This window comes from Microbispora sp. GKU 823 (genome assembly GCF_002027145.1).
GTDB classification, from domain to species: domain Bacteria; phylum Actinomycetota; class Actinomycetes; order Streptosporangiales; family Streptosporangiaceae; genus Microbispora; species Microbispora siamensis.
In genome coordinates, this window is record NZ_MWJN01000067.1 from 1 (window position 1) to 23743 (window position 23743).

Sequence of the window (23743 nt, forward strand, 5' to 3'; positions counted from 1 at the left end):
TCCCGTGGCGCCGGCCGCTGCGCCGCACCGCCCGGCTGCTCCGCAGGCGCCTGCGCGCGCTCGTGCGCCCGGCCTGAGCCGCGCGTGTTTCCCGCGCACCATCGGGGCGCTCACACCCGCCGCCCGCCGCTTCGCCGACCCTAAGGACCGCCCGTGCCCCGCCTCAGCGTGATCATCCCGATCTACGACGTGGAACCGTACCTCGCCGGCTGCCTGGCCTCGGTCGCCGCGCAGACCTGGCAGGACATCGAGGTCGTCATGGTCGACGACGGCTCGCCCGACGGCAGCGCCGACATCGCCGCCGCCTTCGCGGCGCGCGACGGCCGGTTCCGGCTGGTCCGCCAGGCCAACGCGGGGCTCGGGGCGGCGCGCAACACGGGCGTGCGGCACGCGACCGGGGAGCACCTGATGTTCCTCGACAGCGACGACCTGCTGCCGGCGCACGCCCTCGAATACCTCCTGGCGTCCCTGCAGCGGTCGGGATCGGACCTCGCCACGGGCAACGTGCTGCGCCTCGACGGGCGCGGCGCCCGCCAGTCGGCCATGCACCGGGCCGTCTTCGCCGACGCCGCCGCGGCCACCCACATCACCCGGACGCGCGCGCTCCTGCGCGACCGCCTGGTCACCAACAAGCTGTGGCGCCGCTCGTTCTGGGACGCCCACGGGTTCGCCTTCCCCGAAGGCGTGCTGTACGAGGACATCGCGGTGGCCCTGCGCGCCCACTTCCTGGCGCGGGCCGTGGACGTGCTGCCCGCGCCGGTCTACCTGTGGCGGCGGCGCGAGGGCGGCGGCCGTTCGATCACGCAGGACAAGACGCGGGCCGCGCATCTGGAGGACCGGTTCGCCGCCGTCACCGAGGTCCGCCGCTTCCTCAGCGAGCACAACTTCACCGCCCACATCCACGCCTGGGACCACGCCGTGCTCGACGGCGACCTCACGAACTTCCTCGACGTGCTCGACCAGGCCTCCCCGGCGTTCCGGGAGCGCTTCCTCGACCTCGCCGGCCTCTACCTGGAGGACGTGGCGCCGCCCGTGCTCGACGGGCTGCCCGCGCTGCGGCGCCTCCAGTGGCATCTGGTGCGCCTGCGCCGCCCGGCCGAGCTGCTCGAGGTCCTGGCCTGGGACCGGGAGGCGAAACCCGACCGGCGGCTCGTCCGCAGGATGGGCGGCCACCACCTGAACGTGCCCCTCGCCCGCTCCGCCGACCGGGAGATCCCCGCCGCCGTCACCAGGGCCAGGGAGGAACTCGTCCCGCGGCACCGCATCGACGCCGTCCGCTGGGAGGACGGCCTGCTCGTGGTGGAGGGACGCGCGGCACCGCCGTTCCTGCGCCCCACCCGGCGGGTCCACCAGCAGGTCTTCGCCGCCCTCGTGCACGAGCGGACCGGGCGGCGCGTCCGGGTGCCGGCCTCGGTCACCAGGGCCCGCGTGTCCACGAAGTCGAAGGAGCGCGACTGGGGCGGCTTCCGGCTCACCATCGACCCCGCGGCGCTGGCGAGGCGGGCCGGCTCGGACGCTGGCACGTCGAACTGCGCGTGCTGCACCGGGGCGTCCTGCGGCGCGGACGGCTGACCGACCCGCGCGCCGCCGCCTCGATCGTCGAGCAGGCGGGGTATCGCGCCGTCGGCCCCGACCACTACGTCGCGCCGCTGCTCGGGGAGACCGGCGTCTTCGTGCTGCGGGCCGAGCGGGAGACCGCCCGGGTCGTCACGCGGGAGGTGCGGGACGGCCGCCTGCGCCTGGTGGGCCACGTCGTCAACGACCTCGGCCCGAGCCCGATGCTCCAGGTCACCCGGCGCCCCGGAGGCGTCCCCCGCACCTATCCGGTGAACGTCGACCGCCGTACGTTCGAGGCCGCCGTCGACCTGTGCGACCTGCTGCCCGCGTCCCGGACCACACAGATCGCCGTGCCGGCGGAGGTCGCCGCGCCCGAGACGTGGTGGGAGGTCGAGGTGCGGGCCGCCGACGGCACGGTGACGCCCGTGACCCTCGCCGAGGACGTGCCCACCGGCCGGTACGGCCTGGCCGGCCGGGAGATCGTCGTGTTCCGCGACCGCACCGGCGGCCTGGTGCTGCGGGACCAGCCCGTCGCGGCGTCCGCCGACCTCGCCGAGTGGCTGCCTGGCGGTGAGTTGCTCGTCGAAGGCGGCCTCGCGGTGCCGCACGAGATGTCGGCGCTGGTGGTGGCCGCCCTCGGCCCCGTCACCCGGGTGACCCCCCGGCCCGGGGAGTGGCTGCTGCCGATCGAGGGAGCGGGAACCCGTTTCCGGGCGCGGCTGACGCCCGAGCAGGTCGGCTCGACCGCCGGGCGGCTGCCGCTGCCGCGCGGCCGGTACGCCCTGGCGATCCGGGCACGCGCCGCCGGGGGAGAGTGGACGGACCTGCCGCTGGAGTTCGACACGGACGTGCCGGCGGCCCACCAGACGGCCCGCCGTACGTTCGGGATCGCCACGTCGGGTCCGGGCCGGGCGGTGCTGACCGTGAGCGGTGACCTGACCGCCGACGAGCGCGGCAAGAAGGCCCAGCGGGTGCTGCGCACGAGGACCTACCCCCAGATGAGGGACAGGCCGCTGCGGGACGCCGTCCTGTTCGACGGCGGCGCGGGCACCCGCTTCGGCGGCAGCCCGAGGGCGGTCTGCGAGGAACTGCGCCGCCGGGGGACCGACCTGCCGCTGCTGTGGAACGTGCGGGACGGCCAGGTCGCCCTGCCCGGCGACGTCGAACCGGTGCGCATGCTGGGACGGGAGCACTACGAGGCCCTCGCCCGGTGCCGCTACGTCGTCACCGACGCGCCGCTGCCGCCGTGGTTCGAGCGCAGGCCCGGCCAGGTGGTCGTGTACACCGGGACGGACGCCGCCGGCGGTCGCGGGGCGGGTCAGTGGACCTATCTCGTGTCCGCGGGCCCGGGGGCGACGGCGTCCCTGCGGCGGACGTCCGGCTTCGAGGGAGAGGTGCTGCAGACAGGTCTGCCCTGCGACGACCTGCTGACCGGTCCCGGCGCCCGGGAGCGCGCCGCCGAGGTGCGGCGCCGCCTCGGTCTGCCGGAACGCGCCCACGTGCTGCTGTACGTCGCGGGGGAGCACGACACGCTCGACGCCGGGCGCCTGGCGGCGGGCCTGACCGGCGACCAGGTCCTGCTGGTCCGCCACCCCTCGGGAACCCATCCCTCAGGAAACGGGGCTGTGTGGGACGTCGGCGGCCATCCGGACCCGCACGAGTTGTACCTCGCCGCCGACGTCCTGCTCGCGGGGGACGTGGCGGCGGTGTTCGACTTCGTCGTGACGGGACGCCCGGTGCTCCTGCACGCCGGCCGGCCGCAGGACCTGTGGCTCCTGCCCGAGGCGCCGGGGCCGGTGCTCCGGCGGGAGGCCGAGGTGCTCGACGCGCTCGCGCACCTCGACGAGGCGGAGGACAAGCACAGGGACGCGTACGCCGCGTTCCTGACGAGGTATCGCCCGATGGCCGACGGGCAGGCCGCCCGCCGCCTGGTGGACGCCCTGTTCGGCTGACCGCCTGGTCGGGGTAGGTCAAGAGGTGCCCAAGCGACCGTAAGGCAATGGGGATGAGCCGGGTGGCGTGCGGCCGCGCGTCGGCATCCTGACGGCGTGACGGTGCCTGCCAGGCTCTCGGTGGTCGTCCCCCTGCACGGCGGGGAGGAACACGCCGAGGAGTGCCTCGAATCCCTGCGCGACCAGACCCTGGACGAGATGGAGGTGATCCTCGTCGGCCGCCCGCGTGGTCTTCGCCCGCCCGACCACAGGTTCACGCTCCTCACGCTCGGCGACGGCGGCGACGACCCCGGCACGGCGCGCAACGCGGGCGCGGCCTTCGCCACCGGGCGCTACCTCGCCTTCGCCGACCCCGGCTCGGTCGTCCCCGCGGACGCCTACCGGGCGCTGGTCGGCGCCCTCGACCACACCGGCTCCGACCTCGCCTGCGGCCGGATCCGCACCTGGACGCCGTACGCGCGGCCAGGCGCCCGTCCCGGCGGCGAAGGCCAGGCTGCGCACGCACATCACCCGGCACCAGAAGCTGCTGGACGACCCGCGGGCGGGTGGCACGGTGTTCCGCCGGGAGTTCTGGAACCGGCACGGGTTCGCCTTCCCGGCGGGCCTGGGCGAGGACTTTCCGGTGACGATCCCCGCGCACGTGCTGTCCACCTCGGCGGACGTGCTCGGCGACGTGGTCTGCCTCACGCGCGGGTCCCGGCCGCAGGCCGACCCGCTGCGCCGCCTGCGGGCCATGCTGGAGGTGTCGGACCTGCTCGGACGGCACGCGCCGCAACTGCGTACGGCCTACGACCTGCGCCTGGCGGAGGGGCCGGACCTCGAAGCCGTGCTTGAGGCCGTACGCGACCGGGTTCCCGACGGGCTCGCCGAGGCCCTGGGCCGCCTGGACCCGAACGCGGTGGAACGGCTGCCGGTGCTCAGGCGGCTCCAGATCCACTTCGCCGCGCACGGCATGACCGGCGAACTGGCGGAGCTGCGGACGTTCGCCGCGTCGGAGATCAGGCACCGGGGCGTGCTGCGGCGGGGGCTGAGGCGCCGCCGCTGGTATCTCGACTATCCCTTCCGCCGCGACCCCCGGCTGCCGCGCTCGCTGTTCGACGCCACCCGCGACCTGCGGCTCGTCGCCTGCGTGGACGACGTACGCCACGCGGACGGCAGGCTCGCCCTGACCGGCCACGCGTACATCGCCCATCTGGACAGCGGGCGCAGCCGGATCGAGCTGTGGCTCCAGCGGGGAGAGGAGCGGATCATCCTGCCGGTGCATCGAACCCGCAGGCCCGACGTGACCGCCGACTCCCGGCAGTCGGTCGCCTGCCACGACGACTCCGGCTTCGAGACCGTGATCGCCCTCGACGCCCTGCCCGCCGGCCGGTGGGCGCTGCACACGCGGGTGCGCGCGCGGGGCGTGACCCGGGCGGGCCGGGCGATCGGAGCCCCGGGCGACCGCGTCTTCGACGCCGGGAACGTGCGGGTCTCCCTCACCCACGACCGCGGGCTGACGCTCGGCCCCCGCGCCGCAGGCGGCCCGTCTCCCGATCCCGACGACCGCGTGGACACCGCTCGGAGGACGGAGTCCGAGGGCCAGGTCAGTGCGGCGCGGTGGACGGAGTCCGGCGAGCTGGTCCTGGAGGGGACGGGCCCGTGCCCGGCCGGCCGGATCGTCCTGGAGCGCGGCGCGGAGCGGCACTCCTGGCCGGTTCGCCAGGACGAGGCCACGTGGACGGCCGCCATCGGCAGGACGGCCGAGGGGCTTCCGCTCCGCAGCGGGACCTGGCGGGTGCTCGCCCTGTCACCGACGGGCGGGGACGAGCGCGTGCGCCTGAGCCCGGCCCTGATCGCCGACCCGCCGAGGCCGCGGGTCACCGGATTTCACGAGATCTCCGTCCGCACCTCGCGGGACGGCGACCTGAGCCTCGCGGTGCGCCCCGCGCTCGGCCCGCACGAACGCGGGCCGTACGCGACGCGCAGGCGGCGGGCGTCGGCTCCACGCAGGGTGACCCTGCGCAACGCCGCGGTCTTCGACAGCTACGGCGGCGGGCAGTACTCGTGCAATCCCCGCGCCGTCTCCGAGGAACTGGCGCGCCGCCACCCCGACGTGGAGATCGTCTGGGTCACCCGGGACGGGCAGTTCGCGGTCCCGCCGGGTGTGCGCCTGGTCCTGTACGGCTCGCGCGAGCACGAGGAGGCGCTGCGTACCAGCCGTTTCGTCGTGGCCAACCGGCGCACCCAGCCGGGGTGGTACCGCAAGCCGCGCGGGCAGACGGTCGTGCAGACCTGGCACGGCACACCGCTCAAGCGGCTGGGGCTCGACCTGGAGGGCATGCCGTACGCGCAGCGGGTGCCGCGCGACGAACTGGCACGGCAGGTGGCGACCTGGGATCTGCTGCTGTCGCCGAGCCCGTTCGCCACCTCCGCGCTGCGCGGGGCGTTCGGCTACGAAGGGGAGATCCTGGAGTCGGGCTATCCGCGCAACGACGTGCTGTTCGATCCCGGGCGCGCCGCGCGGCCCGGCGGCGGCTGGGCCTGCCGGACGACCGGCGGGTCATCCTCTACGCGCCGACGTGGCGGGACGACGAGACCACCGGGCGGCTCGCGCTGGACCCGGTCAGGGCGGCCGGGGCGCTGCGCGACGACGACGTGCTGCTCGTGCGGGCGCACTACCTGGTGGCGCGGGACATGGCCATCCCGAACGGCGACCGCATCCGCGATGTCTCCAGATTTCCAGACATGGCGGATCTGTTGGCCGCCGCGGACGTGCTGGTCACCGACTACTCGTCGGCGATGTTCGACTTCGCGTGCACCGGCAGGCCCATGGTGTTCTTCGCGCACGACCTGGAGCGCTACCGCGACCAGGTGCGCGGCTTCTACTTCGACTTCGAGGCCGAGGCCCCCGGACCCGTCCTCAGGACCGGCGACGACGTGCTCGACGTGCTGCGGCACGGCGACCTCGGGCCGTTCGCGGCGCGCTACGAGCGGTTCGCCCGCAGATACTGCCCCTGGGACGACGGGCACGCCTCGGCGCGCGTGGTCGCGCGCATGCGGCCATGACCCGCGCCTCCCGGCATGTCGCCGGTCGCCCGCCCCGCCGCGTCGCCGGAACGCCGTCGCAGCCCATCGCGGCCGAGGCTCCCTCGGCGTGCCCTGCCGAGCGACCGGGCGGGCCGCCCGGCTGGACCGGCCCGCCGTCGTGACCGTCGTGCCGGCCGTCCTCGCGCTGGCCGCCGGGCTGTGGGACCTCGGCGGGCCGCCGCCGTGGCGGGACGAGGCGGCCACGGTCAGCGCGGCCGTCCGCACCCTTCCCCAGTTGGCGCACCTGCTGCAGTCGGTCGACGCGGTGCACGGCCTCTACTACGCGCTGATGCACGTCGTCGCGGGCCTGTCCGGCACGGCCGAGGTGGCGCTGCGGATCCCGTCGGTCGTCGCGGGCGCGCTGGCCGCGGCCGGGACCGGCGCCCTCGGCCGCGCCCTCGGCGCCCCCCGGGCGGGCCTGTACGGGGGCGTGCTGCTGGCCCTTATGCCCATCTTCTCCAGGTATGTCCAGGAGGCCCGGCCGTACGCGCTGACGGCGGCGGCGGCCGTCGGCGTGACCCTGCTGTTCCTGCGCGTGCTGCGATCGCCCACCTCGGGCGTCCTGGCGGCGTACGCGGCGGCGCTGACCGTGCTGGCCTACCTCAACCTGTTCGCGTTCCTGGTCGTGGGGGCGCACGGCGTCGCGCTGATCCTGTCGAGGGGACCGCTGCTCCGGTGGGCGTGCGCGGCGACGCCGGCGCTGGCGGCCGTGGCGCCGCTGGCCTGGCTCGGCTCCCGGCAGAGCGCGCAGGTGGGGTGGATCCCCGGCCGGACGCGGGGGATGTGGGCAGGCTGGCCGTCCAGCTGTTCGGCGACCTCGGCGGGGCGACGGGACCCGGGGTGGCCCCGCTGACCTGGGCGCTCGCGCTCTTCGGCCTCGCATACGCCGCGGTCGTGCGCGTTCGCCGGGTTCGGGCCGCCCGCCGCGCCGGAAAGCCCATCGAGGAGTTCGACGGAATGCCCGCCGAAGGATCCGTCGCGCGCCGCGCCGCAGCGCCCTGGGCCGCCGCCTCGGCCGGGAAGCCGCCCGCCGGTGAGGCGGGTCCGGCCCCCTTCGGCCATGCGGCGCTCGTGCGGCTGACGCTGCCGTGGCTGCTCGTGCCCGCGCTGGTGCTGCTCGCGGCCTCCTGGGCCCTCCATCCCGTGTACGTGTTCCGCTACGTCTTCTGCTGCGTTCCGGCGGCGGCGCTGCTGGCCGGGGGCGGGGCCTGGGCCGCGCTGCCTCCCCGGCCTCGCCGCCGCCATGCTGGCCGCCTGGCTCGGCCTGTCGGTTCCCGGGCAGTTCGCCACGCGGGGGCCGGACGGCAGGCAGGACGATCCGCGGCCGGTCATGGCGCTGCTCGCGGCCGAGGCGAAGCCGGGGGACGGGGTGCTGTTCGTCCCCGCCAAGGTCAGGAAGTACGAAGCGGTCTATCCGTCGGTCTTCGGCAGGCTCCGCGACGTGGCGCTGGCCCGGTCACCAGAGCAGGACGGCAGCTTTCCGGGCCGCGAGGTGGGCACCCGGGTGCTCGCCGCCCGGCTCGACGGGCTGCGCACGCTCTGGGTCGTCGGCCACACGGGCAAGAACGCGATGCCCGCCCGCCGCCGTGCTCTGGTCGCCCGTTCGTTCGCCCCCGCCGGCCGCTGGACCTTCCGCGGCCTGTTCGTGGACAGGTACGACCTGCGGCACGCTCACCGCTCGAACGGCGCCGGGGTGGGGAAGTAGGCCTCCAGGAACCGCGCCAGCAGCGCGTCCTGGTCGGGGGTGGTGGGGGCGGTGTCGGTTGAGGCAGAACACGTCGTGCCTGCGCCGGGCCAGCATGCGGCGCAGCTTGGCGGGCGTCTTCGGCAGCGACAGGTCCACATAGGTGTAGTCGACCGTGCCGGGCACCGCCCGCCCGCTGAGGTAGCCGTAGTAGTGCGCCAGCGAGGACACCACCGAGATGTCCCGTGACGTGCGGAACCTGCTGCGGGCGGTCGCCGTGAACTCCGCCGCGAAACGCCCCTCCAGCTCGTACATGAGCGACCGGCGCAGCGCGTACGGCACGTGCTTGAGCTTCTGCGTGATCGTGCGGCCGGTCAGGTTCTCCAGGATGCGCCGGTTGTTCATGCCCGCGGCGTGCACCGGGGACTCCTCGGTCTCCGGCATGCCGAACGGCACGTGGACGGTGCTGGGGAAGAAGCGGGTGATCCCGTTGCCCTCGAAGAACGTCCGGGGAGGCAGCGGCCGGCCCAGGAAGAAGTCGTCGTTGAAGTACAGGAAGTGCTCGCTGAGCCCGTCGATGTGGTGAAGCTGCGTCTCGATGGCGTGGGAGTTGAACACCGGCAGCACCGACGGGTCGGTGAAGATCTCCTTGTGGTCGACCACCGAGACCATGGGGTGGGTGGTGTCGAGCCACGGAGGCGTCTGGCCGTCGGTGACGATCCATATCCGGTTGATCCAGGGGGCGTACATCAGCAGGGAGCGCAGCGAATAACGCAACTCGTCCCTGCTGGTGAACCGTGCCTCCGTGGTCGCCATCTCGCTCGGCGGGGTGCCGGTCCGCAGCGCCTCGTCGCGCTCGGCCTGGTCGCGCCGCGCCCGCCAGGCCGGGTCGGCGCCGTCCACCCACGTGTAGACGGCGTCGATCGGGAAGTCGATGTCGTCCAGCAGCCGCCGGACGAACTCGGGCCGGGTGCGGTAGGCGCGGGCCCGGCGGGCGGCGCAGGCCAGCGGCGTGAACAGCTCCTCGCCGCCGTCCACGGCGGGGCCGTCGGCGGGGACGCGGTCGCAGGCGGGGTTCGGCCTCGGGGCGACCAGTTCGTCGCCCTCGCGGGCCCAGAACTCCAGGTCGCATCCGTTCTCCGGGCCGAGCGTCAGCGTGCGCGAGGGGCTGGCGAAGTACAGGCCAGCCGCACGACCTTGGCGTCGCCGAGCAGCGCCGCCGCCCGCCGCACCGGGCGCATCCGGCCCGCGTCCGCCTGGCGTGCCCGCGCCCCCTGCCTGCCGTACGGCTGCCGCGCCGCGAACAGCGGATGACCGCCGGCCGCGAGCGCGGCGAGCGCGCGCGTGCGGTCGTCCTCGGGCACGGCGATCACCGGTGGCCGGTTGGGCAGCGGGCGCACGCAGAAGTACGGCACGCGCGCCTCGGTCAGCAGGGCGCACACCACGTCCAGCGTCTCGCGCTGGGCCTGGAGCGGACCCGCGTCCGCCCGGATGAGCGCGGCCCGCGGCGCGGGCTCCCACGACGGCAGCCGCCCCTGCAGCCGCCGGTACAACGTGACAACGGGCATGGTCTCCCCCTCGAACACGGACTGTAACCGATCGGCGACCGGATTGGCGGATGGTTTACGTAGATGGGGGAGATGGTCAAGAACCGGCAACGAGATGCCCTGCCTGTTACAGAAGAGCAGGCCGCGGCTACCGCTTGTAGTCATTCTTGCCTGCATGGGGGGCTTCACGCTGGACGACATACTCGCGACGCGCAAGCCGAGAGACTCGTGGTGGACCGTCTTCATGGTCGATCCGCTCGCCTGCCGGCTCGCGCTGCTCGTGGCCAATCACACCTCGATCACGCCGAACGGGCTGACCAGGCTGTCCATGCTGATCGGCTTCGCGTCGGCGGCGGCCTTCGCGGAGGGCATGCTCGTCGCCGGGGCGGCTCTGTTCTATCTGAGCTTCACGGTCGACTGCATGGACGGGAAGATCGCCAGGCTCAAGGGCACGGGGACGCCCTTCGGCCTGTGGCTCGACTACGTCGGCGACCGGGTGCGGGTGGTCTGCTGCGCCTTCGGGTGGGGGTTCGGGGAGTACACCCGCACGGGCGACACCGATGTGGTGCTCGCCGCCGTCGGCGTCGTGGTGCTCGACCTGTTCCGCTACATCAACGGCCCGCAGCTGAAGCGGGTCAAGGACGCCACGCGCGCGCTGCTCGAGGCGCGGCTGGAGGGGCAGTACGTCCTCGCCGAGAGCGTCCTGCGCTCCAGGCCGCGGACCGAGCTGGGGCAGGCCGCCGCGGAGTTCGGCCAGGTCGCCGCCGAGGACGGCGCCGCGGTCGTCGACCTGCAGAAGGCGTTCCACGCCCGCTTCCCCTGGTACGACCGGTTCCGCGTCTTCCTGGTGCGGCACCGGGTGCGCACCCACGTGGTGAGCGGCATCGAGTTCCACGCCGCGATCTTCGTCGTGGGCCCGCTGTTCGGACCCAAGGCCCTGGTGCCGGTCTCGGTCGTGGCCGGCGCACTGCTGCTGGCGTTCGAGATGAGCCTCGTCTACCGCGTCTGGCTGGCGGCACGCCAGGTGCCCCGCACCGCCGCCGAGAAACAGAAGATCCTTGTCTGACCGGCCGTCCCGGCCGGATCCGCACGCTCGTACGGCGTGACGCCGTAGGACCCGCGTCACGAGCCGCGCCCGGGGGAGGGCGGCGGCCTGGCGTCTGGCAATTTCACCACGGGGGATAGAACTATGCATTCGGACAGGCCTGTCTTCGTCGTCGGCTGCCCGCGCTCCGGCACCACCATGCTGCAGCTCATGCTGCACTCGCACCCGCGCATCGCGGTCCCGCCCGAGACGCGGTTCCTCGTCCCGGCCTACTTCTCCCGCCGGGCGTACGGCGACATGCGGCTGGCCGACAACAGGCGCAGGCTGGCGACCTGGATCGCCGAGGGCCGGACCACGAAGTTCCACGAGCTCGGGCTGAGCCGCCCCGACTTCGTCCAGGCGGCCATGCTCGGCCCGGGCAGCTTCGGCTCGGTCATCGGCATGGTCTTCAAGTGCTACGCCGAGCGCTTCGGCAAGCCGCGGTGGGGCGACAAGCGGCCCAGCTACTACCGGCACGTCGAGATGCTCATGCGGATGTTCCCCGACGCGCAGTTCGTCCACCTCGTCAGGGACGGCCGCGACTGCGTGGCCTCGCTCAAGCAGATGCCCTGGTACAAGGCGGACGCCGTGCACGCCATGGCCAACTGGGCCGAGGCCGTCGACTTCGGCCGCCGGCACGCGCGCAAGCTGCCGGCCGACAGCTTCTACGAGCTGCGGTACGAGGACCTCACCGCCGACCCGGAGACCGAGCTGAAGAAGCTGTGCGTGTTCCTCGGCGAGGAGTACGACCCGGCGATGTGCGAGCCGCGCCACATGGCCGAGCTGGCCGTGCCCAAGCACAAGGTGTGGCACAGCAACACGCACGAGGAGGTGACCACCGCCCACTCGGGCAAGTGGGCCTCCCGGCTGGAGCCCTGGGAGATCTCGCTGTGCGAGGAGGTGCTCGGCGAGCGGCTCACCGCGTACGGCTACGAGCTGAGCGGCGCGCGCAAGGCCGACCGCGAGCACGTCGCCGCGTTCAAGGCGGCGGCGGCCAAGCGCCGCGCGGCGCGGCTGCGCAAGTACAACCGCGACCGGCTCACCCGGCTGCGCGAGCCCGGTCCGATCGCCGCGCTGCTGACGGAGGGCCAGCGGCGGCTCGCCGGCCTGCCTCAGCAGCGCTCCTACGAACTGCTTCCCCGCTGACATCCCCTCTCGGCCATCTCAGGCGCCCGGCGGGGGGCCGACCGACGACCGCACGATGAGGCGCGAGCGGAGCGTGTGCGTCTCCCGGTCGGCCTCGGCCCCCTGCACGATGTCGAGAAGCACCTCGGCCGCCTTCGCGCCGAGCCCGTGCACGGGCTGCTCGATCATCGTCAGCGGCGGGTCCATGACCGCGGCCCAGGCGCTGTCGTCGAACCCGATCAGGGAGACGTCGCGCGGGTAGGACAGCCGGGCCGCCCGCAGGGCGCGCAGGGCTCCCGTCATCGCCTCGGTCTCGGTGCAGAACAGCGCGGTGATGCGGTTCGGCAGGGCGAGCATGCGCGCGACCTCCTCGGTCGCCCGCTCCTCGACCTTGCGCCCGACCATCACCAGCTCGGGATCGAAGGGGATCCGTGCGTCGTCGAGCGCGTCGAGGTAGCCGCGCAGGCGCTCGCCGTCGGTCCACAGGTTGCGGGCCGCCGCCGCCAGCAGCTCGCGGCGGGTCGCCGGCGGCTGCGTCATGGACGGGCCCCACACGAAGCCGATCCGCCGGTGCCCCGCGGCGATCAGCCGCTCGACCGCCTCACGCGCCGCGTCGCGGTTGTCGATGACGACCGCGTCGAGGTCGAGCGCCGGGATGGCCCGGTCGACCAGGACGACGGGGACGCCGCGCTTCAGCGCCTCCTTGACGTGGCCGGCCTCCCGGCCGCTGACCGCGGCGGACGCGATGATCATGCCGTCGACGCGCTTGTCGATCAGCACGTTGGTGGCGGCGACCTCCTCGTCGAGGTCCTCGTAGGTGCTCAGCACGATCGTGTCGAAGCCGCGGGCCCGGGAGGCGTCGCAGACGCCGCCGACCAGTCCGGCGAAGAAGGGGTTGCCGATGTCGGCGACGATCACCCCGATGGTGTGGCTCACGCCCGTCGACATGCTGCGGGCGAGCGCGTTGGCGCGGTAGCCGAGCTTCTCGGCCGCCGCGAGCACGCGTTGGCGCAGCTCCGGGCTGACGTGTCCATACCCGCCGAGCGTGCGGGCGGCGGTCGCCCTTCCGACGCCCGCCTCGGCCGCCACCTCGGAGATCGTCACCCGCCCGGCGGCCTGGCTCGGCTCAGCTGGCATGGCTGGCGTTCCTCCCTCTCGATCCTACGGAAGCTTATTGACCGCTCCCCCGCCTGAGGGCGGGGGATTCCTGGCTCACGCTGCCTGGTTGCCCGGCGGACGGTCAGGTCTTACGCGATCAACGCCAGCCGGGTTCAGACCAGCCCGGATGAGCATCACACGCGCGGAGTTCTTGTCCCTTGAGGAGACGGCTCCGCACGTGGTGCAGGTGTAGGTGCGTTTCGACAGCGGCAGTGCGTGCTTGGTTCTCGCTCCGCAGTGCCCGCAGTCCATGGTGGTGTATGCGGGATGCACGAGGCGGATATCCCGCCCGTGCTTGCGTGCCATCTCGATCAGGGCCTGCTTGGTGGTGGAGATCGCGGCGTCCGCTGCCTTGCGGGCCATGGTGGTCTTGGCGAGGAACTTCGGGCGGAAGTCCTCCACCGCGATCACGTCGTGGTCCCTCACGACCTTCTTGGCCCACTTGCGTGCGCCGTCTTGGCGTTGCCGGGCAACCTTCTTGTGCAGCTTCGCGGCCTGCCTCTTGGCGCTGCGGTAGCCGCTGGAGGCGGTCTGTCCGCGCTCGGGCTTACGGCGGGCCATCTTCCGCTGGTAACGGGCCAATCTGGCAGCGGCCTTGTTTCCGTGCTCGGCGTGTGGGAGGTCATGGTCGTCGCTGGTGGTGGTCGCGGTCTGCTTCACGCCCCAGTCGATGCCGATGCACCGTCCCGTGGCGGGCAGCGGCTGCGTCTCGGCGGAGACGACGAAGGATGCGTACCAGTGGCCGAGGCTGTCCCGGTAGATGCGGACGCTGCTCGGTCCGGCGGGCAGGTCGCGGGACCATACCACCGTCAGGGCGATACCCCCGGCCAGGTGCAGACGGCCGTCTTTGAGGCGGAAGCCGTTCCGTGTGTAGTTCAGCGTCGGGTAGGCCAGGTCCTTCTTCTTGAACCTGGGCATTCCCGCTCGCTGCTTGATGGGCAGCCGTGCCTTGATGTCCTTCAAGGCCTTGGCGCGGGACTTGGCGAAGTCCCGGATGGTCTGCTGCTGCGGCACCGACGCCCCCGTGCGCAGCCACTCGTGCTCGGTGCGCCACCCGGTCAGCATCTTGTCGAGCTGAGCCGGGCCGCACGTCTGCTTCGCCTGGTGTGCCGCCCGGGATTGGGCGACGCATTCGTTCCACACCCATCGGCACCGGTCCCACTCGGTAAGCAGCGAGGTGAGCGCGGCCGACGGCACGCGAAGCCGGTAGGTGTACCGGGCGAGCCCGGACGCCTGCGCTACCGCTGACGTTGTCACACCATCCTCCGGCGCAGCATCACGAACGGCGATCTCGGCGGCGCCGATGACGGCGATCTCGCGGGCACGGCGAACCGCCTGCGCGATCTCTTGCCTTGGAGTGACATAGTGCCAGCCGTAGAAGCCGCCGACGGCGTTACGGAAGATGTCACACGTCAGGGCAGGTGCCTGAGGTTCCCTCGGTCCGTGTTCCCAGCAGCAGGCGTAGCCGTCGCACGATTGGAGTTCGGACGGCCGGAAGTTCTGCGTTTTCTCGCATTTGTGACACCGAACGATCACCTGCCTAGCGTCTTTACCCTCACTGCCCATGAAGTGAATGTCTCCTCCTCCGTTCGCAGGCAGGGGCATCCTCCGGCTCATCTTGTGAGAACGGGCCGTCCGTGGCCGAACGCGCCCTCCACCAGGCATTGCTCGTAGGCCGACCGCGCGCCGTCGTGGAGCGCGCGCTCGATGGCGTCGCGGTCCGGGGACGTGCCGGTGGTCCAGCCGCCGCGCAGCAGCGAGACGGCGAACCCAGCGAGGAAGGCGTCGCCGCAGCCCATCGTGTCGACCATCAGTCCGGGGTCCTCCACCCGGCGCGCGGCGGTCGCGACCGTGACCCTGCCGTCGTGCGCGATCGCCCCCTCCACGCCGCGCGTGGCAAGCGCGAGCCGCGCGCCGCGCCGTACGGCCTCGGCCAGCAGGTCCCGCGTGGCGGCCTCGTCGAGGTGTGAGCACGACAGCAGCACCAGGTCGGCGTGCGGGCAGACCCGGTCGAGGTAGCCGGGAGCGCGGAACTCGTCCTCGCTGGACAGGTCGAAGCTCACCAGCGGGCCGCGCCCGGCCAGCTTGGGCAGCTCGCTCTCGCTTCGGGAGTACACGCTGGAGTGCACCAGGTCGAAGGAGGCGGCGTACCGAAGCAGGTCGTCACCGAGGACGAGCGGCTCCCGCAGCGTGACGCCGCCGCCGTTCCAGCCGAGGAAGACGCGGTCGCCGTCGTCCACGCGCAGGGTGGAGACGCCGCTCTCGCCGGTCCGTACGACGCAGTGGTCGATCGCGACTCCCTGGGCGGCGATCGAGGCGCGCAGGAAGTCGCCGAGCTCGTCGTCGCCGAACACGCCCAGGTAGGCCGCGTCCAGGCCGAGTCGGCGGGCGTAGACGGCCACGTTGACGCTGTTGCCGCCGGGGTACTCCACGCCGCGGTCGACGAACCGGTCGACGATGTTGTCGCCGAAGCCGAGGACTCTCAAAGGACTCTCCTGTGGACGAGCCCCCGCGCAGTCACGCGCGAGGGAGTGTCCCGTGATCTTTTGCCGTAGCGAGGATCGGCCAGATGGATGCGTCGCAAGGCCGAGGAGGAGCCCATAGCGGAGCTATGGGCGACGACGAGAACGCAGCGAGGCGCCATCTGGGCGACCGCAGTAGGCGAAAAAGATCACGGGACACGACCTGGGGCCCGGAAGGGGGGAACGGCGGATCAGTAGTCCATGACGCGGTAGTAGCGGCGCAGGTCGAGCGAGTGGTCGCGCACGCGCTCCAGGTGCTTGCTGACGCGGCTCATGACGGTGTCGAGGACCAGCGGCGCGAGCAGGCCGCGGAACTCCGGGCTGATGCCGTCGAGCGGGTAGTCCTTCGTGTCGAAGACGGTGACGTCCTTGGAGATCCGCTTGGCGAAGGCCTCGGCGCGGTCGGTGAGCGCCCGCGCCTCGTCCTCGCCCTGGAAGACGATCACGCTGGTGTTCTCCTCGACCAGTTCGAGCGAGCCGTGGAAGAACTCGGCGCTGTGCACCCGCGTGGTGCGCAGCCACTGCATCTCCTCGAGGATGCACATGGAGTAGAGGTAGGTGAACCCCCACAGGTTCCCGCCGCCGATGAGGAAGTAGTAGTCGCTGTCCTTGTGGGCGTCGGCGAACGCCTCGGCGACCGGCTCGGCCTGCTTGGAGACCTCCAGGAGGATCCGCGGGATGTCCTCGAACTCGGCGGCGAACTTCTCGTAGCCGTCGAACTCGCCCCGCCGCGACAGCAGCCGGCCCATGAAGAGCAGCATCTGCATGTCGAACGGCCACGTCTTGGGCTCGGTCAGCAGCGCGAGGTCGACGTTCCGGGCGATCGGCGAGTCGGGGTAGCCGGTGAAGCCGATGGTGTGGGCGCCCTTCGACTTGCAGAACTCGATGGCCCGGACGACGTCCTCGGTGGTGCCCGAGACCGACGTGAAGATCGCCACCGAGCGCTCGCCGAGCGCCTTCTCGTCGGCGGCGACCAGTTCTGCCGCGATCACCGCGCGCACGTCGAGGGTGGACCGCTGGCGCGCCAGGCGCTCGTACGGCCACATCTGGGCATAGGTGCCGCCGGCGCCGACGAGGTAGAGGTTGTCGAATCCCCCGTCCACGAGCCGATCGACCAGTTCCTCGATCTGCGGGCGCAGCGCCACCGCGCTCGCCAGCTGGGAGAGGAATTCCGGCTCGTTGAATCCGAGCATTGTCGCGTCCTTTCGGGATCACCTGCGGACCGGCGGCGCCCCTGCTGCCTGATACCGGTATCACGCGGGGGTCACGCTGGCACAGGTGAACGTGCGGCGTCAACACCGCGCCCCTCTTTCCCTTGCTTGTGCGGCGTCTAGCTGCTGTTTCTGGCCGCCGGCGATCCCGTACGCGTCCTGCGGGAAAAAATTCTTGGAACTAGGACTGGTACCGGTATCAGATGCTCTGTACAGTCACCCCACACCAGCGGGTCGTGCCGGCGGCGCGTCCCGGCGGATCCGAGGTGCCTCGGGCACCGGCGGTCCTCCCTCCCCCAGAGAGACCAGAGAGAAAGGAAGCCCATGCGCCCTCGCGCACTGACGACGTTCGCGGCACTCGCCGGGACGTCGGTGCTCGCCCTCGCCGGGTGCACCGGCGGCGGGCAGGCGGACAAGGCTCCCGCGGCCGACGTGACCGCCGCCCCCGACTACTCGGGCACCCTGAGCATCCTCACCAAGTTCGCCGGAGAGCCGCTGGAGCCGTACTTCCAGGACCTGGCCGCCGAGTACGAGAAGCAGCACCCCGGGGTGAAGATCCAGCTCATCCAGGAGACCGACCAGAGCATCAAGGACAAGACCAAGACGTTGACCGCGTCGAACGCCCTGCCGGACGTCTACTTCACCTGGACCGGCAACTGGGCGGAGAACTTCGTCCGCGGCGCCGCGCGGCCGACCTGACCAAGGTCATCGGGCCCGGCACGGAGTGGGGGAAGACCTTCAGCGAGGGGGCGCTGTCGGCCTTCGCCTACGACGGCAAGTACTACGGGATCCCGCTGTACGGCAACGGCAAGTTCATGGGCTACAACAAGGCCGCGTTCGCCAAGGCGGGGGTCAAGGTGCCCGCCACGTTCGAGGACCTGATCGCCGCCTGCGGCCCGCTGCGCAAGGCGGGGTACGAGCCGATCGCGTTCGGCAACAAGGACGGCTGGCCGGCACTCCACTACCTGCAGCAGATGTTCGCCTACGACGTGCCCTGGGACACGCTGCAGGCCGACCTCAAGCCCGCGACGGCGAAGCTGGACGACCCGGGCTACGTCACCGCGCTGACCCGGTTCAAGACCCTCGTCGACACCTGCACCGACACCAAGAGCGGCACCAACGGCGTGCTGTACAGCTCGGCGCAGGAGAAGTTCGCCGACGGCAAGGCGGCCATGTACTACCAGGAGATCCTGGAGTTCGACAACGAGACCGCCAAGGGCAAGCTCCCCACGGACGACTTCGGCATCTTCCCGCTGCCCGCGCCGCAGGGGGCGAAGGGCGACCCCACGGTGATCGAGGGCGCGCCCGAGGGATACCTGGTCAACGCGGCCTCCCCGCGCATCCCGCTCGCCGTCGACTTCATGAAGTTCGTGACGAGCGTGAAGAACGCCAAGACGCTGTCGTCCCCGCCGTACGGCCAGCCGAGCACGGTCATCGGGGCCGTCACGCCCGAGACCTCCAGCAAGGCGGTGTACGAGGGCGTCGGCCTGGTCAACAAGGCGCCGAAGCTGGCCGCCTGGCTCGACACCGTCACCGTGCCCGACGTCGCCGACGCCTGGCTGTCCGGCGGCGAGGCGCTGATCACCGGCGGCAAGACCCCCGAGCAGGTGCTCGAGAGCGTCCGCCAGGCCTCGGCGTCGGCGAAGTAGCCGGAGGAGAGCAGGTGCGCACCATCGGCAAACGGGCGCTCGGGCTCGCGTGGGTCGTTCCCGCCCTCGTGCTGGTCGGGGTGTTCGTCTACTTCCCGCTGGCCGAGAACCTCGGGTTCAGCACGCTCAAGTGGGACATCTACAGCGGCAGCCAGGAGTACGTCGGCTTCGCCAACTACACCAAGCTCGTCGAGGACCCGGTCTTCTGGCGGTCGCTCGGCAACAACGTGCTGTACGCCGTGGTGTCGATCGTGTTCCAGGTGTTCGGTGCGCTCGTGCTGGCCGCGCTCATCGAGGGCGTGCGCAGCGAGCGGTGGCAGCGCGTCCTGCGGGCGATCTACTTCATCCCCTCCGCGATCTCGCTGACCGTCGCCGGCCTGCTCTTCTACTTCATCTACGAGCCCGACCTCGGCCTGCTCAACCACCTGCTGCAGGCGGTCGGCCTCGGCGGTCTCAGCCACTCGTGGCTGGGCGAGGAGAGCACGGCCATGCCGGCGATCGTCGCGATGAGCCAGTGGCAGGGCTTCGGCTACTCCACGCTGCTGTTCGCCGTCGCCATCCAGCGGATCCCCCGCGAGATCTACCAGGCCGCGGCCCTCGACGGCACCGGCCCGGTCCGCCGCTTCTTCCACGTGACCGTTCCCCTGGTGCGAGAGATGACCGGCGTGATGTCGATGGTCACGATCTCGGGGGCGTTCCAGGTGTTCAACGAGGTCATGGTGATGACCAGCGGCGGGCCGGACAACTCGACCCAGGTGCTGGGGACCTGGCTCTACCGCAGCGGCTTCGTCCGTAACGACTTCGGCTACGCCGCCGCGATCGCGACCGTCATCTTCGTGATCACGCTCGGCATCGCCGTGGCGCAACTGTGGGTCGCGCGCAGGAGAAGGGTGGCGTGGTGAATCGCATCGGCTTCCTGGGGGTGATCACCCGGGTGTTCCTGTGGGCGTTCCTGCTCTGCCTCGCGGTCGTGGTGGTCTATCCGCTGCTGTGGATGGTGCTCAACGGCTTCAAGACCAACGGCGAGATCTTCGGGAACCCCTTCTCACTGCCCTCGCACTGGAGCTTCGACAGCTACCAGAAGGCCTGGAACCGCGGGGTGAGCGACTACCTCACCACGAGCGTGCTGGTCACCGTGACCTCCACGATCGCGACCGTGTTCGTCAGCGCGTGGGCGGCGTACGGCCTCACCCGGGTGAACATCCCTTTCTCCAAGCTGACCACCGGGGTCATCCTCGGCGGGCTGATGCTCGCCCCGAGCGTGGCGCTCGTGCCGCTGGTCAAGATGTTCCAGGCCATGGGCCTGTACAACAGCTTCTGGGCGCTGCTCATCCTCTACACGGCCTTCCGGGTGCCGTTCACCACCTTCCTCATCCGGGCGTACATGCTCGACCTGCCGCGTGAGGTGGACGAGGCGGCCGAGATGGACGGCTGCGGCCGGTGGACCGCCTTCTGGCGGATCATCCTGCCCATGTGCAAGCCGATCATCACCTCGACCGTGCTGCTGCACATCCTGTTCGCGTGGAACGAGTACCTGTTCGCGATGGTCTTCACCAGCGGCGCGGGCGTGCAGACCCTTCCCGTCGGCCTGATGAGCCTCATGAGCAAGCACGGCACCGAGTTTCCCGTCGTCTTCGCCGGCATGGCGATCGCGGCCTTCCCGGTCGTGCTGCTGTTCTTCGCCGGGCAGCGTTACATCGTCAAAGGACTCGCGGACGGAGTCGGAAAATGAGCCCCATGCCCCTCATCACCGGATCGAACTTCTCCTACCAGCACCTGCCGTTCGAGCGGTTCCTCGACGACGCCGCCGACCTCGGTCGCGAGGAACTGGAGCTGTGGGGGATCGCCCCGCACTTCCACGTGCCGCAGGTGAGCGACGCCGAGGCCCGCGCCGTACGCCGCCGGGCCGCCTCCCGCGGCCTGCGCGTGCGCTGCCTCACGCCGGAGCAGGTGGCCTACCCGGTCAACATCGCCTCGGCCGACACGCGGCTGCGCGCCTCCAGCATCGCGATGTTCCGCCGGGCGGCCGAGCTGTGCGCGGAGCTCGGCGCCGAGTTGCTCCTGCTCACGCCGGGCCGGGGATACGAGGACGAGCCGGTGGAGGCGGCCTGGCGCAGGTCCGCCGACGCCCTCGCCGAGATCGCCTCGTACGCCGAGGGGTTCGGGGTGACCTGCGTGCTCGAACCCCTCCAGCGGGTGGAGTCGAACCTGCTCAACGACTCGCGGGCGCTCGCGCGGATGCTGGACGAGGTCGGCGCGCGAACCTCGCCGCCGTGCTCGACACCGTGGGCATGGCGGTCGCCGGGGAGAGCGTGGACGACTACTTCGACGCGCTCGGCGACCGGGTCCGCCACGTGCACCTCATCGACGGCCGCCCGGCCGGGCACCTGGCGTGGGGCGACGGGGAGCTGCCGCTGCCCGACTACCTCGCCGCCTTCTCCCGCCACGGTTATGCCGGGTTCATGACGTTCGAGCTGTTCGGCGACGGCACCTACGCCTTCGCCCCCCGGCCCGTCGTCGAACGCTGCCTGTCCGCCGTGCAGGCCGCCGTCACGGCGACTCCGTAGCCCCATCGTCAGGTCGCCCTCCTTCGGGGTAGCGGCAGGCGCGACCGCGTGAACACGGCGCCGCCGAGCGCGGCCAGCAGGGGAAGCACCACGACGAGCAGGCCGACGAGCGCCCAGGGAATCGCGATCACCGGGGCGTTCGCCGGCACGATCGTCGTCACTCCGTCGGCGCGCAGGAACACGGTCGGGTAGGAGACGGGCCGCCGGGCCGCGGCGACGCCCGGAGCGAGACCGACGAGCGCGCCGGTGACCGAGCCCAGCAGCGCGATCACCAGGGCCTGCCCGGCGACAACGGCCCGTTTCACCCGTGGGGCCGCCCCCACGGCCGACATGGTCTCCAGGTCCGGGCGCGCCTCAACAGTGGCCAGCATGGTGGCGACGAACGTCATCCCCAGCACGAGCACGGCCGCGGCGATGCCCAGCACGATCAGGAGCATCGTGTCGTCGGGAGCCACCGGCACTTCGAGTCGCACGGTCGCCTTGCCGGTGATCCGCTCCACCTTCGCGATGATCCGCTGTGCCGTCGCCCTGGGGACACGGAAGTCCGTGGGATCCACCACGAGCATGGCGGTCGCGGTGCCGTACCCGTTCTTCGCGGCCACCTCGGGCGCGACGACCGCGCGGGCCCAGCCCTCTCCGCTGGCCCGCACGCCGACGGCGGGCAGGGTGAGCGGCGGGAGGTCGCCCGGCCCGGCCTCGAGTGTCAGCTCGACTCTCAGCTGTCCGCCCCGGATCACCTCCGGGTTGAGCACGACGGCCTTCCCCTCGTGCAGCGCCGCCGCCGCGTGGGGGTCGTCGCGCCGCAGCACGTAGCGGAGCAGGTCGTCGTTTCCGACCAGGAGGCCCCCGGATTGGCTCGCGTCCGACTCCACCCTGCTGACGTTCGGGGCGGTGTCCGGCACCGAGGCGTACACGGGAGCTCCGGACCTCGACGTGAGCGTCCGCGCCTCCACCAGCGGTACTCCGGCGGGCAGTTCCTCGCGTACGGCGGTGCGGACGCGATCCCAGAGCCCGGGAGTGAGGTCCGGTCCGGCGATCCACAGCGCTCCGGTGGGAGCCTGCGGGTAGTCCTGCGCGTACGCCGGCCTCTGCGCGAGCCGGCTCTGCCACGTCACGCCCACCGCCGTGAGCGCCACGACCGCGGTCATCACCGCGGCGACGGCGGGCGCCGTACGGCCCCTGTTGCGTACGGCGTCCCTGGCGGCGAACCGGAGCGGCAGGGGGAGCCGGGCGGCGAGCCTGGCGACCGCCGCGATGAGCGCCGGCGTCAGGGTCACCAGGCCGAGCTGGGTGACCAGGGCCGAGGTCGCGATCCAGCCGAGCTCGTGACCGGCGCTCACGATGGTCGCCGCCGTGCCCGCGATGACGAGCACGATCCCGAGCAGCGGGCGGCCCGCGCGCTCACGGCCCCGCTCGCGCCTGCCCGACAGCACCGCGACGGGGTCCGTACGGCTCGCCGCGACGGCCGGGGCGAGCGCGGCCAGCAGCCCCGCGACGACGCCCAGCACCGCGGCCGTCGCGACCGCCGCCCAGGGCACGGCGAACGGGCCGAGCAGGTAGCCCGCCCGCCGTTCCAGAAGCGGTCGCGCGAGCCAGGCCGCGCCGACGCCCAGGGCCGCGCCCGGGCACCGACGGCGGCGACGCCGAACAGCAGGCCGTCGGCGAGCGCGATCGTCCGCAGGTGCGCGGGGGAGCCGCCCTGGACGGCGACGAGCGCGAACTCGCGCGACCTGCGCAGCCGCCCGACGGCGAAGGCCGGCCCGGCCAGCAGGACGACCTCGAGCAGCATGATCGCTATCCACGGCGCGGTCCGCACGAGGTCGGACACGCGCGACGGCGGCTCGTCCGGCTGGACCCCGTCGATCACGGCCCGGCTGACGACCACGAGACCGCGCGCGTTGAGCCGTTGTACGTCCGCCCATGTCACCGGACGCGGAGAGTCCACGAGCCAGGCGCGTGACATCAGCTCGGAGTTGACCGGCCCGAAGGCGGTGTCGGGCAAACTGCCGGGGAAGGTCACAAGTGTGGGCTCGATCCCCGCCATGTCGAACAAGGCGGCGCCGACGATCCGGACCGCATGGCGTTCGTCGCCGACGAGGAGCGTCACTCCCGGAGCCACGTCCTTGGCGTCGTCCCTGTTCAGCCGATTGACGGACACGACCGCCTCGCCGGGGGCGGTGGGCAGCCTGCCCTCGGTCAGCCGGAAGGTGCCCCGGGACATCGGGTCGCGGAGATCGACCTGACGGATCTGTCCCATGTCGTACCCCTGCGGGGTCAGGTACCGGAGGGTCGCCTGCGCGACCGGGACGAGCCGGCTGCCGGGAGCGAGTAGCGCCGTGACCTCGGCCCGTGTGAACGGCGTGCTCTCGGGGCCGGGCTGCCAGGAGACTCCGTTACCCCACGCGTCCTGGGTGAGGCCCGCCCACTCGTGGGCGCCGGTCACCATCGCGTCGGCCTGTCCGATCGGGTAGTGCTGGCGGTCGGTTCCGGGCGGCGGGAAGAGGACGGTCAGCACGAAGGCGGCGAGGGCGACCGGAAGCCCGATCATCGCGAGGATCAGCGCGCTGCGCCACTTCGACCGGCGGGCGTTGCGGCGGGAGATCCGCAACGCGGCCCTG

The 23743-nt window shown here is 72.3% G+C and carries 18 protein-coding genes and 2 pseudogenes; 12 read left to right on the forward strand and 8 right to left on the reverse strand.

All coding sequences use genetic code 11. The annotated features are described in order from the left end of the window. Positions 1-153 precede the first annotated feature (153 nt). The 5 genes and pseudogenes from B1L11_RS29140 to B1L11_RS55265 all read left to right on the forward strand — a co-directional run bounded on the left by B1L11_RS29140 (position 154) and on the right by B1L11_RS55265 (position 6557). Entirely contained in the window at positions 154-1572 is a 1419-nt protein-coding gene (locus tag B1L11_RS29140; protein WP_079318207.1) for a glycosyltransferase family 2 protein, read from the forward strand. After that, a complete protein-coding gene (locus B1L11_RS29145) occupies positions 1536-3509 on the forward strand; it encodes a CDP-glycerol glycerophosphotransferase family protein (protein ID WP_079318209.1) in 1974 nt (657 codons plus the stop codon). The genes B1L11_RS29140 and B1L11_RS29145 overlap by 37 nt, the downstream gene beginning before the upstream one ends. Positions 3510-3707: 198 nt before the next feature. Then, positions 3708-4343 carry a glycosyltransferase gene (locus B1L11_RS55255; protein WP_372974741.1) on the forward strand — a complete coding sequence of 212 codons (636 nt, stop codon included), beginning with the start codon at positions 3708-3710 and terminating at the stop codon, positions 4341-4343. Positions 4344-4461: 118 nt separating this feature from the next. Beyond that, positions 4462-5988: pseudogene (locus tag B1L11_RS55260) on the forward strand (CDP-glycerol glycerophosphotransferase family protein); the annotation flags it as partial. Positions 5989-6053: 65 nt separating this feature from the next. Further along, entirely contained in the window at positions 6054-6557 is a 504-nt protein-coding gene (locus tag B1L11_RS55265) for a CDP-glycerol glycerophosphotransferase family protein (RefSeq protein ID WP_372974742.1), read from the forward strand. Positions 6558-8249: 1692 nt separating this feature from the next. On the opposite strand, the gene B1L11_RS55270 is transcribed toward B1L11_RS55265, so the two are convergent. From B1L11_RS55270 to B1L11_RS29165, 3 genes and pseudogenes are all read right to left on the reverse strand, one after another. Next, the gene (locus B1L11_RS55270; RefSeq protein WP_372974743.1) at positions 8250-8423 is read right to left on the reverse strand and encodes a hypothetical protein; all 174 of its coding nucleotides are present in this window, start codon (positions 8421-8423) and stop codon (positions 8250-8252) included. A 52-nt stretch (positions 8424-8475) separates the two neighbouring features. Continuing rightward, positions 8476-9300, reverse strand: a pseudogene (locus B1L11_RS29160) (stealth conserved region 3 domain-containing protein); the annotation flags it as partial. Between the two features lie 113 nt (positions 9301-9413). Then, positions 9414-9830, reverse strand: a complete 417-nt coding sequence (locus B1L11_RS29165; protein WP_143737628.1) for a hypothetical protein — start codon at positions 9828-9830, stop codon at positions 9414-9416. A 154-nt stretch (positions 9831-9984) separates the two neighbouring features. Here B1L11_RS29165 and B1L11_RS29170 point away from each other — a divergent pair, with 154 nt between their 5' ends. After that, a complete protein-coding gene (locus B1L11_RS29170) occupies positions 9985-10875 on the forward strand; it encodes a CDP-alcohol phosphatidyltransferase family protein (protein ID WP_079318219.1) in 891 nt (296 codons plus the stop codon). A 123-nt stretch (positions 10876-10998) separates the two neighbouring features. Beyond that, complete coding sequence (locus B1L11_RS29175) at positions 10999-12039, forward strand: sulfotransferase (RefSeq protein WP_079318221.1); 1041 nt, start codon at positions 10999-11001, stop codon at positions 12037-12039. An 18-nt stretch (positions 12040-12057) separates the two neighbouring features. Here the strand turns inward: B1L11_RS29175 and B1L11_RS29180 are convergent, their stop codons facing one another. The 4 genes from B1L11_RS29180 to B1L11_RS29195 all read right to left on the reverse strand — a co-directional run bounded on the left by B1L11_RS29180 (position 12058) and on the right by B1L11_RS29195 (position 16891). Continuing rightward, positions 12058-13155 (reverse strand): LacI family DNA-binding transcriptional regulator, encoded by a 1098-nt coding sequence (locus tag B1L11_RS29180; RefSeq protein ID WP_079318223.1) that lies wholly within the window; start codon positions 13153-13155, stop codon positions 12058-12060. Between the two features lie 75 nt (positions 13156-13230). Then, positions 13231-14742: a transposase gene (locus B1L11_RS29185; RefSeq protein WP_256862996.1), complete on the reverse strand. Its 1512-nt coding sequence runs from the start codon at positions 14740-14742 to the stop codon at positions 13231-13233. Between the two features lie 47 nt (positions 14743-14789). Continuing rightward, the gene (locus B1L11_RS29190; protein ID WP_079318239.1) at positions 14790-15662 is read right to left on the reverse strand and encodes a PfkB family carbohydrate kinase; all 873 of its coding nucleotides are present in this window, start codon (positions 15660-15662) and stop codon (positions 14790-14792) included. A gap of 227 nt (positions 15663-15889) precedes the next feature. Continuing rightward, positions 15890-16891, reverse strand: coding sequence for an SIS domain-containing protein (locus B1L11_RS29195; protein WP_079318241.1), 1002 nt, complete (start codon positions 16889-16891; stop codon positions 15890-15892). Positions 16892-17233: 342 nt separating this feature from the next. Between B1L11_RS29195 and B1L11_RS52245 the strand changes: the two genes are divergently transcribed. The 5 genes from B1L11_RS52245 to B1L11_RS29215 all read left to right on the forward strand — a co-directional run bounded on the left by B1L11_RS52245 (position 17234) and on the right by B1L11_RS29215 (position 21024). Continuing rightward, entirely contained in the window at positions 17234-17608 is a 375-nt protein-coding gene (locus B1L11_RS52245) for an extracellular solute-binding protein (protein WP_256862997.1), read from the forward strand. Positions 17609-17703: 95 nt separating this feature from the next. Continuing rightward, positions 17704-18558, forward strand: coding sequence for an ABC transporter substrate-binding protein (locus B1L11_RS29200; RefSeq protein WP_256863001.1), 855 nt, complete (start codon positions 17704-17706; stop codon positions 18556-18558). Positions 18559-18572: 14 nt separating this feature from the next. Beyond that, positions 18573-19460, forward strand: a complete 888-nt coding sequence (locus B1L11_RS29205; protein ID WP_079318243.1) for a carbohydrate ABC transporter permease — start codon at positions 18573-18575, stop codon at positions 19458-19460. Continuing rightward, the gene (locus tag B1L11_RS29210; RefSeq protein ID WP_079318245.1) at positions 19454-20290 is read left to right on the forward strand and encodes a carbohydrate ABC transporter permease; all 837 of its coding nucleotides are present in this window, start codon (positions 19454-19456) and stop codon (positions 20288-20290) included. Before B1L11_RS29205 ends, B1L11_RS29210 begins: the two co-directional genes overlap by 7 nt. Then, entirely contained in the window at positions 20287-21024 is a 738-nt protein-coding gene (locus B1L11_RS29215) for a TIM barrel protein (RefSeq protein ID WP_218671388.1), read from the forward strand. Before B1L11_RS29210 ends, B1L11_RS29215 begins: the two co-directional genes overlap by 4 nt. Positions 21025-21133: 109 nt before the next feature. On the opposite strand, the gene B1L11_RS29220 is transcribed toward B1L11_RS29215, so the two are convergent. Next, complete coding sequence (locus B1L11_RS29220) at positions 21134-22663, reverse strand: ABC transporter permease (protein WP_079318247.1); 1530 nt, start codon at positions 22661-22663, stop codon at positions 21134-21136. Between the last annotated feature and the right edge of the window lie 1080 nt (positions 22664-23743).

Bases quoted from the DNA above. Each gene is read 5' to 3' on its own strand.
- B1L11_RS55255 (WP_372974741.1), top strand. From the start codon at position 3,708: ATGGAGGTGATCCTCGTCGGCCGCCCGCGTGGTCTTCGCCCGCCCGAC.
- B1L11_RS29185 (WP_256862996.1), bottom strand. From the start codon at position 14,742: ATGGGCAGTGAGGGTAAAGACGCTAGGCAGGTGATCGTTCGGTGTCAC.
- B1L11_RS55270 (WP_372974743.1), bottom strand. From the start codon at position 8,423: ATGTGGACCTGTCGCTGCCGAAGACGCCCGCCAAGCTGCGCCGCATGC.
- B1L11_RS29215 (WP_218671388.1), top strand. From the start codon at position 20,287: ATGAGCCCCATGCCCCTCATCACCGGATCGAACTTCTCCTACCAGCAC.
- B1L11_RS29175 (WP_079318221.1), top strand. From the start codon at position 10,999: ATGCATTCGGACAGGCCTGTCTTCGTCGTCGGCTGCCCGCGCTCCGGC.
- B1L11_RS29180 (WP_079318223.1), bottom strand. From the start codon at position 13,155: ATGCCAGCTGAGCCGAGCCAGGCCGCCGGGCGGGTGACGATCTCCGAG.
- B1L11_RS29195 (WP_079318241.1), bottom strand. From the start codon at position 16,891: ATGCTCGGATTCAACGAGCCGGAATTCCTCTCCCAGCTGGCGAGCGCG.
- B1L11_RS29165 (WP_143737628.1), bottom strand. From the start codon at position 9,830: ATGCCCGTTGTCACGTTGTACCGGCGGCTGCAGGGGCGGCTGCCGTCG.
- B1L11_RS29170 (WP_079318219.1), top strand. From the start codon at position 9,985: ATGGGGGGCTTCACGCTGGACGACATACTCGCGACGCGCAAGCCGAGA.
- B1L11_RS52245 (WP_256862997.1), top strand. From the start codon at position 17,234: ATGCGCCCTCGCGCACTGACGACGTTCGCGGCACTCGCCGGGACGTCG.